Annotated in this window: 9 protein-coding genes; 5 read left to right on the plus strand and 4 right to left on the minus strand. The window is 44.3% G+C overall.

Annotated features, from left to right (window positions below; translation table 11 throughout):
- Positions 1 to 262: 262 nt before the first annotated feature.
- From AC1RM2_RS19310 to AC1RM2_RS19320, 3 genes are all read left to right on the plus strand, one after another.
- Positions 263 to 805, plus strand: a complete 543-nt coding sequence (locus AC1RM2_RS19310; RefSeq protein WP_492986798.1) for a transposase — start codon at positions 263 to 265, stop codon at positions 803 to 805.
- Positions 806 to 1,006: 201 nt separating this feature from the next.
- Positions 1,007 to 2,350: a M28 family peptidase gene (locus AC1RM2_RS19315; protein WP_492986799.1), complete on the plus strand. Its 1,344-nt coding sequence runs from the start codon at positions 1,007 to 1,009 to the stop codon at positions 2,348 to 2,350.
- Between the two features lie 627 nt (positions 2,351 to 2,977).
- A complete protein-coding gene (locus tag AC1RM2_RS19320; protein ID WP_492986800.1) occupies positions 2,978 to 3,850 on the plus strand; it encodes an EamA family transporter in 873 nt (290 codons plus the stop codon).
- Positions 3,851 to 3,963: 113 nt separating this feature from the next.
- On the opposite strand, the gene AC1RM2_RS19325 is transcribed toward AC1RM2_RS19320, so the two are convergent.
- The 4 genes from AC1RM2_RS19325 to AC1RM2_RS19340 form a co-directional block, all read right to left on the minus strand.
- Positions 3,964 to 5,796 (minus strand): RagB/SusD family nutrient uptake outer membrane protein, encoded by a 1,833-nt coding sequence (locus tag AC1RM2_RS19325; protein ID WP_492986801.1) that lies wholly within the window; start codon positions 5,794 to 5,796, stop codon positions 3,964 to 3,966.
- Between the two features lie 18 nt (positions 5,797 to 5,814).
- Positions 5,815 to 9,135: a SusC/RagA family TonB-linked outer membrane protein gene (locus AC1RM2_RS19330; RefSeq protein ID WP_492986802.1), complete on the minus strand. Its 3,321-nt coding sequence runs from the start codon at positions 9,133 to 9,135 to the stop codon at positions 5,815 to 5,817.
- A gap of 950 nt (positions 9,136 to 10,085) precedes the next feature.
- Positions 10,086 to 11,132 (minus strand): hypothetical protein, encoded by a 1,047-nt coding sequence (locus tag AC1RM2_RS19335; protein WP_492986803.1) that lies wholly within the window; start codon positions 11,130 to 11,132, stop codon positions 10,086 to 10,088.
- A gap of 36 nt (positions 11,133 to 11,168) precedes the next feature.
- On the minus strand, positions 11,169 to 12,695 hold the full coding sequence (locus tag AC1RM2_RS19340; RefSeq protein ID WP_492986804.1) for an esterase/lipase family protein: 1,527 nt from the start codon (positions 12,693 to 12,695) through the stop codon (positions 11,169 to 11,171).
- A gap of 562 nt (positions 12,696 to 13,257) precedes the next feature.
- Here AC1RM2_RS19340 and AC1RM2_RS19345 point away from each other — a divergent pair.
- Together AC1RM2_RS19345 and AC1RM2_RS19350 are read left to right on the plus strand one after the other, a co-directional pair.
- The gene (locus AC1RM2_RS19345; RefSeq protein ID WP_317131370.1) at positions 13,258 to 13,401 is read left to right on the plus strand and encodes a DUF6728 family protein; all 144 of its coding nucleotides are present in this window, start codon (positions 13,258 to 13,260) and stop codon (positions 13,399 to 13,401) included.
- Entirely contained in the window at positions 13,398 to 13,775 is a 378-nt protein-coding gene (locus AC1RM2_RS19350; RefSeq protein WP_477414940.1) for a RidA family protein, read from the plus strand. The genes AC1RM2_RS19345 and AC1RM2_RS19350 overlap by 4 nt, the downstream gene beginning before the upstream one ends.
- The last annotated feature ends 120 nt before the right edge of the window (positions 13,776 to 13,895 follow it).

Genomic DNA, 13,895 nt, shown 5'->3' on the forward strand with positions numbered 1-13,895 from the left:
CTCCCGCAGGATATTCAAAATTTGCGAGGCAGAAATGTCTGTTTGTTAAATGGAAAATTAATATTATTCCGATGTCCATTACGGAATACCCAAGCATTGTACCTGAACACGGGAGACGCAATTATGCGTCTCTACGTGGGGAAGAATAAATTTTATTTTTTTTGTAGAGACGCATAATTGCGTCTCCTTTAGGATATTCAAAATTTGCAAGGGCCGAAGCTCAAATCAAGCAACATAAGGCGCCGGACTACCTGTACAACAAATGGAAGATAAGTACCAAAAGAAATATAGGATCTCATCGCCCCGTCTCGCAGGATGGGACTACGGTTCGCATGGTTTATATTTTGTGACTATTTGTACTAAACATCGTATTCATTATTTGGGCGAGGTTATTCAACCCGAAAACTTGGGCGACGCTTTTGTCGAATATACGGATATAGGCAAGATTGCCCATGATAATTGGTTAAAAATACCGGAATTGCATCCATTTGTTAAGCTCGACGATTTCTGCATAATGCCAGACCATATGCATGCGATCCTTTTTATTGATAAGCCCGATAAAACATCATGGGAAGTAAATAAATTTGGCGCACAAAAAGGAAATTTGGCGGCGGTTTTACGTGGGTATAAGTCATCGATAACAACATTTGCCAATGATAACGAGATAGATTTTGCCTGGCAGCCCCGGTATTATGACAGGGTTATCAGAGATGATAAAGAATATAATAACATTCGTGAGTACATTTATAATAATCCGAGAAATTGGCTGGCAGATAATGACGGGTTTGAGAATCTTTATTTTTAGAGAAGTGTTATTTTCTATAGAGACGCATAATTGCGTTTCCCATAGGACATTCAAACCAATAGTTGAAAGTATCACATTGATAGGACAATCAAGAGAAGAACGCAATTTCGAAAATACTACGGAATTAAACTTTGTACCTGAACGCGGGAGACGCAATTATGCGTCTCTACAGGAAAAATTTTAAAAAAAATCATCCACCATATGAAATACATCACCATCTTCCTCCTCTTCATCACCGCCACCACCTCTGCCCAAACCATCATTAAACAAGATGCGCAGATTAAACAAATGGTTGATGAGGTATCGTCCAAAAACATCGAGGCTACCATTCGCAAACTGGTAACATTCAAAAGCCGCCATACCTTGAGCGACACCACAAGCAAAACCACCGGCAGCGGTGCGGCGCGAAACTGGATAAAGGGCGAAATGGAAAAATACGCGCTGGAATCAAATGGCCGTATGACAGTTCAATTTGATACATTCACTCAGCCAAAAGGAACCCGCATTGATAAACCCGTAAAGCTTAAAAACGTACTGGCGATACTAAAAGGTACCGATGCAACCGATACCCGGGTGTACCTGGTATCGGGTCATTATGATTCGCGGATTAATGATGTGATGGATGCTAACGGGGTAGAGCCGGGCGCCAATGATGATGCATCGGGCACGGCGCTTTCTATGGAGCTGGCAAAGGTGATGGCTAAACGAGCATTCCCGGCCACCATAATTTTTATGACCGTGGTAGGCGAGGAGCAGGGACTTTACGGCTCAACCAATGTGGCCAAACGCGCCAAAGCCGAAAACTGGAATGTTGATGCCATGCTGAACAATGATATTGTAGGCAATACCCATGGCATGGAAACCGACCTGAAGGATAACCGCAGCGTGCGGGTTTTCAGCGATGGCATTCCCACCAATGCTACCGATAAACAGGTGGCGGCGCTAAAATCATTAGGTGGCGAAAACGACAGTCCCTCGCGCGAGCTGGCCCGCTATGCCAAGGAAACCGGCGAACGCTATGTTGACCAGCTGGATGTAAAACTCATTTACCGCCGCGACCGCTACCTGCGCGGCGGCGATCACCTGCCGTTTTTGGAGCAGGGTTTCACCGCTGTACGCTTCACCGAAATGAACGAAGATTTTAACCGCCAGCACCAGAACATCCGCACAGAAAACGGTGTAGACTACGGCGACCTGCCAGACTTTGTAGATTTTAACTACGTACAAAAAGTAGCCCGTATGAACCTCTCGGTATTAGCCAACCTGGCCTTGGCACCCGCCCGGCCCCAAAACGTAGGCATTGTAACCAGCGACCTTACCAATAAAACGAAGCTTACCTGGGAAGCACCGTCTACCGGCAAAAAGCCCGCAGGCTATTACGTACTGATGCGCGAAACCACCAGCGCCTTTTGGGAACGTAAATTTTATGTAACCGATACCACGGCTACGCTTGCTTATTCAAAGGATAATTACTTCTTTGCGGTGCAATCGGTAGATGTTGATGGGCATGAGAGTTTGCCGGTGTTTCCGAAGCCAATACGCTAAATGGCTGGGAGTATGGAAATTAACAATATTGTAAATGTTATTACAGGAGCTGTCTTCGAAGTTACCTTCGTTATAACGCCCTTGCTTATTGTTGCTCATCTTTTTAAAATCCGGCTATTTAATATTGATAAACAAGTGTTGATACAGTCTGTCAACACCTGTTTGCTTTTTGGATCGGCAATATTTTTAGTATCATTATTTGCCGAATTTTTTATGGCCTATTATTCGCAGGCAGAATACGAGCAGTATGTTTTTGTTAATCGTTACACCGGCCCGTTTTGGTACTTAGGTTTTGCAGAGATCGCCTGTAAATTGTTGGTGCCCCAAATATTATGGTTTAAAAAGCTTAGTAAGTCGATATACGCTTTAATGGTGATATTTAATTTATGGGGCTTTATATATATAATAAGATTTGCGTTCGTGTTATCTACACCCGTGTGGCTTATGAGAACTTCTCGAAATGCGGGTGCAGTGATCAATTACCAAATAGGCTATCCATGGCAAAATCTATTAGTTTATATCGTACTTTTAACAACCGTCTATTTTATTTTGAAAAGAAAATCTTTGACCAGGGCCGTATTGGTCTCATCATGATTAATTTTGCTTCAAACTAACCGCATCTCATCAATGCAAAAAAACAAAATACCCATACGCCCATTAATGGCAGTTTTAGGTTCGATATTAAGTGTGCAAATAGGGGCGGCTATAGCTAAGGGATTGTTCCCTGCGCTTGGTGCTTCAGTTACCGCCACCTTGCGGATAGGCTTATCAGTACTGATACTGCTTGCCGTGAACAAGCCCGGATTAAAAACCCTGACAAAAGTACAATGGCAAGCGGTTATCCCTTATGGGGTGTGCCTTGGGGCCATGAATTTAATTTACTACCTGTCCTTATCGCGCATTCCCCTCGGGATAGCAGTTACCCTTGAGTTTATGGGGCCGCTGCTGCTGGTGGTATTCAGCTCAAAACGGCTAATCGAATTTTTATGGGTATTGCTGGCAACTGCCGGGATAGCATTGATGACACCCTGGAACAACACCAACATTGATTTATTTGGCGCGGGCATGGCCCTGCTGGCCGGCGCTTTTTGGGCCGGGTATATTGTTTTGGGCCGCAGGGTATCGGCAGTGTTAAATGGCGGGCAGGCTGTTACCATAGGTATGCTGTTTGCATTAATTGTGACATTGCCATTTGCCTTCGCAAGTGGTGGCATGCTGAACTTTAACAGCAGCATGATTATCCCGGCCGTAGGATTGGCGTTATTTTGCAGCGCTGTTCCGTTTTCGTTAGAGATGTATGGCCTCAAATACATTCCCACCAAAACCTTCAGCATCCTCATGAGCATGGAGCCCGCCGTCGGCGCCATTTGCGGGTTAATATTTCTGAAAGAATATCTCTCGGTACAGGAATATACCGCAGTTGTGCTGGTTGTAATCGCGAGTGTAGGGGCAACAATTGGTAACCGCGAAAGTATAGGTAAAATAGCGCCCGACGTTTAACCACCGGTACCCAAATGGCTGTAATCTGGATATTAAGAAACAGTGATTGTTAGGCTCAGTACATAAAAAAGGCCGTCCCTTTCGAGACAGCCTTTCTTCATAACCAAACCGGATTACCAACCCGGATTTTGGGTTAGTTTTGGGTTTAGCGTAATTTGTTGGGATGGAAGGGGGTATAAATAATTTTTTTCGCCAAATAACCTGGCGGTTTGATCCAGGATCAGGTTGCCATTGGCATCTTTGGCGTTTGTAGGTACAGGTTTTACAGCATCGGGGCCTAATTGTGCCTGGGTGCCTGTGTATTTATACAATACCGGCCATGGGCTTACAAAAGCGGCAGCATTGTCATAAGCGGTACCGCCTACGTTAGTTACCAGGTCGGTTGTGCCGCTGTGCCAGCGCTTAATATCATCAAACCTGAAATCTTCGTCGTAAAGCTCTATCGTACGCTCTCTTCTTATCTCGGTACGCATATCCAGGTTGTTGGTACTCACCAACGCATTGCTAAGCCCCGGCATGCCATTGGTTGAGTTGCAGCGCAGGCGAACAAGGTTTACAGACTTGTTGAGGTCGCCATCAGAAATTATTCCGTTTCGTTCATATACCGCCTCGGCATAGTTAAGCAGTACTTCCGCGTAGCGGATTACCGGGTAATCTTCCGATTCTTTACCATCAACCATTTGCCTTTCCGATATCCATTTTTGGTTGCCATAGCCGTAAGGTTTTGCAGGCCCCAGGGAGTTTGCCCTGTCTGCCGCGTCGCCGGTCCAGTTAACACGGCCATTTATGCTGTACCAGTAATACTGGTAAGTTATTTTAATGCTGTATTTTAAACGGTTATCACGGTTCTGAAATTCAGATAAATAGGTTTGAAAGCCGCCAAACTGTGGCGATTTTTCAACCGGTAGCCCGTCGGTACATAAAAACATATTTACAAATTTTTGCCCCACGCCTGTTGCCATGCTGCTCCGGCTCACAAACGCGTTAATCGGCTTCAAAACATCATCGTACCGGGTAGAAAGTATGTATTCATGATTGGCAGTTTTGGTAATGCCTGCAGGATTCGACTTGATGTTTTCAAGGATGAATAGATATTTCAGGCAGGAGTCGCCCAGTACGGTGCTGTTGCCGCCCAGCGCGTTTGAAGCCGCTGTGCCAAACAATGCATACTGGTTACTGGCCATTACCGCCGCGCTTGCCGCTATTGATTTATCGAGCAAGGCATTATACCGTGCCGCGTCGCCCGACCTGAATTTTTGCCACGTACCCTCATAAAGCGCAACACGGCCTAAAAATGCCTGGGCTGCCATCTGGGTTACACGGCCAAAATCTGCCGAGTTGGCCGATAACGAAACCGGCAGGGCGGGTATGGCTGCCTGCAGATCGGCTATAATAAAATCGGCTATCTCGTCGCGGGTGGCCCTGGTACCAAACAACTCAGGCGAGGTAAGATCAAGGGGTTTGGTAATCAGCGGAACGCCACCGTATTGCTGCAAAAGATCAAAATAGGCATAGGCCCGGAAGAATTTTGCTTCGGCCACATATTGCGCTATTTCGGCAGGCCTTGGATAAGATGCAGCCTTATCCAGCAGGTAATTGGCAGCCCTAATCCGGCCATAATCTACGTTCCAGTTTCCGGCGTTACCAAAATTTGTCTCGGTAACCGGTACTATGTTGGTACCGGAACCGTAAACGCCGCCGCCGCCAAACAGGTCCGATCGACCGTCGGAATGTGGGTTGTCAGACAAGCCGTTAACGGTGGTGAAGTTTTTAAGATAGCCGTAATACTGGTTGGCAAAAGTTTTATAATCTGTAGGAGTTTTGAAGTAGGCCGCGTCTGACAGTTGGTCAAGCGGCTTTAAGTTCGTTATTTTATTACATGACATTACAGTAAAGCCAAAGGCAAACCCTATAACCGACATGAACTTGATATATTTCGTCTTCATTTGATATCGTTTTTTAAATTAAAAAGTCACGTTTGCGCCAAGGGTGAGATAGCGGTAAAAAGGGTACCTTTCGTTACCCGCAACTGTCCTGGTAACTTCAGGGTCCCAGCCGTCATGTATATAGGTTTTCTCCCACAGATCGCTGCCCGAAAAGTAAACCCGCAGGCCTTTTATAGCGTGTGTATGTGCCAGCAGAGTTTTAGGTATGGTGTAGCCAAGCACTACGTTTTTAAGCCGCACATAAGCACCGTTTTGCACACGCCACGTTGATGGCTGATAATTATAGTTGTTGATACCATTGTTTTGTGCCGAATGCAGGTTTGGATAATAAGCGTCCGGATTTTCAGGCGACCATACATTGCCCAGGTATGAAGTTGTTTGACCCTGAAAAATAGACAGGAAAGGCACGCTGAAGTTTGCTGTTGAGCCGGTGCGCAGTACAGCCCGTTTGCCAACTCCCTGGAAAATGGAGTAAAAATCAAAACCATTCCACTGCAAACCAAGGTTAAGCCCGTAACTGTATCTTGGGTTATCAGATCCCAGGTAAACCAAGTCGCCCTTATCTGCCGTGGTGCCTCCAATACTCAATTTACCATCGCCATTAACATCCACAAACTTATTATCGCCGGGGCGTAGGCCGCTCACCTGGCCGGCAGGGTTGGCAAGCGCCGATGGTATTGGAAGGCCTACGTTATTAGTGCTTCCGGCGGGCGCGTATTGGGCGTTATAAGCGTCAACTTCGACCTGGGTTTGCAGCTTGCCTCCATATTTTAAGCCAAAATATGATCCCAGGGGATACCCTTCTACAATATTATTATACCCCGGCCCAATAACATTTGCCCCGCCATAATGAACAACCTTATTTTGGTTATCAGTAATTGTGCCGGTAAGCGAGTAGGTTAACTTACCGATATTTGACCGCCAGGTAAGGCTCCCTTCATACCCCCAGGTGTGTAGTGTTCCGATGTTTTGCGCCGGTGCGCTGGCGCCAAGTACGCCCGGATATAGCTGGCCAAGCAGCATATTATTATTATCATTTCGGAAGATGTCAAAAGAGCCTGAAAGATGGTCGTTTAAAATGCCGAAATCCAATGCCAGGTTCTTTTTAATTACAGTTTCCCAGGTTCGGTTAAGGGCCACCAGGCTTCCGGTAGTAGTTACAGAGGTAGCCAGGTTTGAGCCAAGTAACGCACCGCCGGTATTTACGTTAAGTGATTGCAGGTAATCATAATTCCCAATCACGCTCTGGGCACCGGTGGTTCCGTAACTTGCCCGCAGTTTAAGGTTTGAGAATATGTTGAGGTTTTTAACAATCGACTCTTCGGATATAATCCATGAGGCCAATACCGACCCAAATAATTTCCACCTTTTATAGTCAATAAATTTTGACGATCCATCATAACGTCCCTGCACCTCCAGGTTGTATTTGTTGTTGTAGGTATACGTTGCACGGCCGTAGTACGACCCCAATGCAAGATGGTTCTGGGTTTCGCCATTGGTTACAAAACCCGCCGTGCCGCTGGTAACACCGGTTCCTAACGATGGGATATCATCGCTGCCCAGGTTATAGGTACGCGTGGTAAAATAATTGTACTCATCGCGCTCATATGAACTGCCAACCATTAACCCAAACGCATGAACCTTGTTAAACACGTTATCGTACGATACCCTGCCTGCCAGGTTGTAAAACGGCTCGGTAATATTGCTGCGGTTGTAAAACGTATTGCTGCCACCGTTGCCGCCGTTTATTGGGTTAGTTTGTATTAACAGGTTACCGGCATAGTTATAAAACTGTACCTGCTTTTGCTGTATCCTGCTATCCTGGTACCAAACATGGTAGCCGGTTACTGCTGTAAATGTAAGGTGTTTGGCAAAATTGTAGGTGAAAGTTGAATTGAGCAAAGCTCTGCTGTTCGATTCCTTATTATCGCCACCATATTTAAGCAATGCAGGGGCGCTGTAAACCGTTCCCCAGGCGTAGGGTTGTCCTTTTGAAGTAAACGCAGGCAGGCCAGGCTGGCCGTAGTTGCTCAGTGCGCTGTAGCCACCGTAGCTATATAGTGTAGGCTGCTGTATATTATTTCGTTCAAGGGATATGTTGGTTTCCAGGTTTACCTTGTCGCTAAATTTGTAGCTATGGTTTAAACGCAGGTTATAACGCTGGTTTCCGTTTAATCCCCATTTTAACTGGCTTCCATCGTTAAGGTAACCTAAAGATACGCGGTAGCCGCCACGATCACCCGAACCCGAAAAGCTCAGGTCCTGTTGGGTTGATGTGGCATTGCCCCATAACATTTTTTGCATGTTGGTATCAAAAAAGGTAAAGTCCTTAACATCGCCAAACGATGGCAGCGGCGTGCCGTTATACAAAACGCCATTGGCCGAACCGGCATAACCCGGCAGTTTGGTAATATCGATATAAAGGGAATCAGGCGGATGGGTGGCCAGGTCGGCCAGTTGATACCAAAGATAGTTTGTGGGCGCTACACCGTAATTATCATTGGTAAGGGCCTCTTTCAAACTTTGGCCCCATTGCCGGTTATTAATCAAAATAGGTTGAAGGCCAAGCCGTTTTTGTGAGATAGTAGAAAGGTATTGAACATCCATTTTACCTGCTTTGGCCCTTTTTGTAGTGATAAGCACTACACCAAATGCCGCGCGTGCACCGTAAATGGATGCAGCCGCATCTTTCAGGAAAGATATATTGTCAATATCATTCGGGTTAATGGAGTTCAGTTCAGCATTGTTAACAAGCGCTACACCATCCAGCACGATAAGTGGGTCCTGCAAGTTTGAAGACGCTGTCCCCCGAATCTGGAAGTTCCAGTTTTCGCGACCGGGTTGGGCCGAGGTGCGGGTAACCACAACGCCCGGCACCTGCCCCTGTAATGATTCGAGCGGGTTATTGATAGGCCCCCTGTCCTGGAAAACCTTCGAGGAGATGGTTGCAACAGCTCCTGAAACGGTAGCGCGTTTTTGCTGTCCGTAAGCTACCACAACAACCTCCTCCAGACCTTTATTTGATGGCTCCAGTTTGATGATCATTGGCTTATCAAAATCGGCTGCTACAGTAACCGATGTATAGCCAATGCTCTTGAACTGCAGTGATGCATTAGCCGGAACTATGATTTTAAAAGTTCCGTTCAGATCGGCAGCTACACCGTTTGATGTACCTACAGCCAGCACAGTGGCCCCTATAACGGCGTCGCCGGTACTGGCGTCGATAATTTTACCGGTAACGGCCTTGTTTTGGGCCGATGCTGTTGCTGCGCAGGCAATTAACAGAAGTACAGCAAACAGCCGTAGTATCCGGTGTTTTGTTTGGTAAAAAACATTCATAAAGTGTTGGTTTTAATGTTCATAATTTTAATTTGTATTGGGTTTCAGTTGTTTAATTATTGGTTTATTGTTACTGCCCCGGGCAGGTAATTAGTATGGTAAAGACATTAAAAGAGAAGCGGGATACTCATTTTTGGGAGACTTTTTTTAATTGTACTGAGCGGTGTAATTATTCCTTCGCTCTCGCGAGGTTAGCATAGCGTAACTCGTGAGCATTTTGGTGTAAGCTTCCAGCTGAGGTATCCATATCCGCTTAGCGTGGGGCAGCTGAAAGCTGCAAACATGGTACCCACGAGCTGAAAGCTCGCGGGAGCGGTTGTGGGTTTGATATAACATGATGTACAATTTCTCCTTGCGCCATGGTCAAACTCCTCGCGGGTTCGTTCGCATGATTTTTTTCCTCTAATTATAAGGGGGCCAAAAATGTTGCACACACAGCAGCCTTTAGGGAGAGTTGGGCGAGGCATTATTTTACTGAGGTTGAATATGTATTCCCGTTAACCCATGGGTTAAGAACGACGGAAGACATAGCCCCCTGCCGACAAAAAAAACCGGTGAATATATACTGACGAGCGAAGTCACCAGCGCCTTTTTGGGAACGCAAATTTTATGTAACCGAAACCACAGCTACGCTGGCATATACCCTAAGGATAATTACTTTTTTAATGAGTAGACTGTGGATGGCGATAGGCACGAGAATTTGCCGCGTTTTCTAAGCCGATGAGGCAAAGAGCCTCACCAACTCTCTGCAAAGGAGAGTGCCTTAAAAAGGGAACGTTGAACTTGTGGTCGGTGTTATCACGATCGATAACTGGCCGAACATCTTCCCCAACTCGGTTAACTTGTGTCAGTTTGTTGAGGGGATGGAGTTAATGTGTATAAATTAAGACAAATGCAATTTAATAATGCCTCAACAGCCCAGTATCTGCATTGATATGCTCGGCTGTTTTTTAAGGAGCAACAGATTTAGACATACCTACATAGGCCGCAAGTTTAAACGGATTTTTGCCTGCATAATCTATAGTTTTTAAACTGAGCGTATAAATAAACCCATTATTTGGGAAAGAGTAGGGCGTATTATAAGTAATAGTTATTACTGGTAACTTATCATTGTCGCAGTTCCAATCTCCGGGGGTGTTACATACCATTACAGTAATGACCCCTGCTGATTTGCTTTCTGATAGGAGCTTTACTTTGATATCATCAAACCTAACATAATAACCTGTTTTAAACCATTGAACAGGAAAGTTCTTTGTTTCGGAATTATTTGATTTATTGTTAAGGGCATCGATTGTTTTTATTTGAGTAATGATATTTTTATTAACTACATCCAACGAATTGGCAACCTGGTTTATAATTGGTGATGAATTAGCCTTGATGGAGTCTTTATTGGCCTTGATTTTTTTAGTAATTGAAGCGAGTTGTTCCGGTTTTGCATTTTTTTGCTTTGTTTCCAGTGTTCTGATCTGATTTTCCAGAGAATCAACCTTGGCGAATTTATTTGCTTCCGCGATATTGTTTTTTGTTGCGTCATCATACTGTTTAAACGCAGATGTTCCCGCAGCCTTTTTTTGCAAATCAAGCTGCTTATTACTTTCGCATTGTTCAGTGTACCTTTTTATACTATCTCTAAGGTCTTCCGCACCGGATGGAATGACTATTCCGCTAATATTACAGGCAAGTTTATTTTTATCCTCTAAGCCACTGCCTCGATATTGTTCAGTAAAACGTTCAAATTCACCCCAGGCGTGTGCCATTTTGTTTGAATCAGATTCGCTTTTTTTCAAGTATGAGTTTACGCCCCAGGTAAGTAACGCAACTATCACTACAACTCCAAATGCTCTGATATTTTCCCATTTAAATTTTTTCTGCTCAAATTTTTTCCCGCTTTTAAACGCAGCAATTTCAAGCGAAAGTTTAATAATATCTAATTTATCCTTGTCAAGCTCCTTAAGCTTTTCAAATTCAAAGTCTGGTAAGTTTGGATCTTCAGTCATTGTTAAGGTTTATTGATGGTTAAGTTTTATTAAGAACTATATAGTTGGGTCCCAAATGCTGGCATTAAGCTGGATATTTGCACTTATTGATGGCGTGTCCCTGAATGGGATGTTATAAACACTACTTACTGAAGTATCGATCATTATCCAATTGGTCATATCTGCGAGCCAGCGATAACCTGCGTCGTATGTTCCATCAGCCTTTTGACATATCTTTATTTCCAGACTTTCTGCAAAGATCTGTCGCGATGGATATTTATAGTCCCATAAAAACCGTTTTTCCTTTCGGTATTCCGAAACACCGAATTTCATTACAAAGTAGGAGTACAGATCGGTTGGATCAACGTTTAATTTGGTATTCAAAAATGCTGTGTGTAGTGCTAACGTATCTGCGGGTATCTTGTCACGTTCAAACCGCATGGCATTTTCGCATGGATCCTGTTCCCGGCGCTGCAGGTAAACGCCTGTACCTCTTATTGAAAGGGCAAATTCAAAATCATAAAAATATTCAATACTGGCATCAAACTTAGTGTTGATACTGATATTGTTTAAAGCAATATCAATTTTAAGGTCGCCAAACAAAAAACGTTGAATATTCTCGTAGGTTTCATAACTATTAACAATCCCACGATATCCGGAATGAGCCCGGTGTACATTGGCCTTAAAGGCAACACCTGTATTGCCATCGGCATCTTTATCTGATACAACAAAGGCATTTTCCTGTTTAACAAGTCCATCACTATAGCTGCCTGTAAAGTTTTTTACCACACCATACGAATGATAATCGCTACCAATGGCACATAGGCATTTTTCCACCGGGAAGCCGCTGTTACCAAGACTATTTAACTCCTGATTTTCACTTAACTTTAAATATTCACGCATCCGGGCCGGTTTGAAAATCCCCGAATCAAAGGGATTCAAGGCCGAAACGAGGCTGTTCTCAATCCAGTCAGGAATATTCCCAAGGTCGATGCCTTTATGGGGCGTACCCATAGTTACCAGGCGATGGATAAGTGCTGAGGGGGTTTGCACTTTGCTTTCAGGAATAAATTCAGATGCAGGGCAGGTTTGCAATATATTCTGGATGGCGGCTCTGCATACCAATCCACCCATGGAGTGTGCTACAAGAATCACCTTATAGTCTGTATCAAGGTTTTCAACACCAAACTCATGCAGCTTTTTCGGGATATCCTCCACAATGAGTTTAGCCAGTTCGCGGGCATGGTCTTCTATACTCCTTGCTTTACCCTGCATAAAATCCTGATCGTAAAAACGGCTAATCCAGATGCTGCGCGACGGGTTATCATGAAAATCCCGCAGGCCATAGTTGATGGAATCGGCATAGCCATAGTCCTTCATTTTCATAAAACGGATCATCTGGCCTTCAAAAATATCAACAACCTGGTAGCCATTTGTAGGCGATGCTTCGCGTTTTTCTACCGAACTTGCCGAAAACCCATAGTACGCGTCATGAAATGTATCTTCTCTTTCAGACGAGGTCATGGCATAGCCGCGAACATAAACAATTGGATAAAACGGGGGAGTAATTTTATAACTGGGCATGATTGATAAGGTTTAGAATTTACTTTATATGAAGAACTGCTCCCCTTTTAAGCAATAGCAGTTACAACTTTATGGAGTAAATTTAAATTTTAGAAATGGCAATTCAAAACAAATGAAATTTTATTTAATTTGTAATTACTTGTATTTCAATCATGTTGGCTACCTGTTTCGGTTTTTAAATATTGGTTTGTAGTGTATGATGATTGACATCTAATAATCATAACATTTTTGTACTGCTGGTGGATGTTGTCGATGTACCAGCTGTAGCTTGTTTTTTGTATTAAGCCTTAATTTAGAAGAATTTATTCACTTATCACCGGCAAACTTATATGAGCTTGATTTATCCTTCTTTTTCGCCAGGTTTGCGCGGCCTAATTCGGGAGAAACCTGGCGTAGGCTTTTAGCTTACGTACCCAGTTCATTTTACAATTTTGCACAGTGCGCTAAAAGCTGCCAGCATGGTACCCACGAGCCGAAAGCTTGCTATAGGGTAGATGCAAATCACCAGCCCTCTCCTTTGGAGAGGGTTGGGTGAGGCTCTTTTTTTTACTAAGTTTGTATTATGTATTTCTTTAGAAAAAAAGATCCCAACAGGCCCACCAGTTTTAACCTGCGGGCCATGCATATTATCAATGCAATTGCCATAACTATGTTTTTGGCGGGCATCATCTATAAGCTGATACAAGTGTTCATACTTAAAAAATGATGGAAATAATAAACACCAATAACGCGCCCGCGCCTATCGGGCCGTACAGCCAGGCAACCGTTGCCGGTAATTTTGTATTTGTATCCGGCCAGATACCCCTTAACCCCGCCACCGGCGAACTGGTTACCAGCGGTATTAAAGATGAAGCCGTTTTGGTAATGGAAAACATTAAAGCCATTTTAACCGAAGCTGGCATCGGCTTTGCCAACGTAGTAAAAACCAGCATATTTTTAACCGACCTGGGTAATTTTGGCCAGGTAAACGAAGTATACGGTACCTATTTTACAGCCAACTTCCCTGCCCGCGAAACGGTACAGGTATCGGCCTTGCCAAAAGGCGTTAATGTAGAGATATCGGTTATTGCGGTAAAATAGGCCTCAAGCCCCACCCAACCCTCCCCTGAAGGGGAGGGCTTTTGAATAAAGAGTTTTTGAATTTAAACCACGCTTATAAAAGTCTCCCCTTCAGGGGAGATTTAGAGGGGCTGCCGCTTT

Source organism: Mucilaginibacter sp. GW822-FHT03E02, from assembly GCF_058801545.1.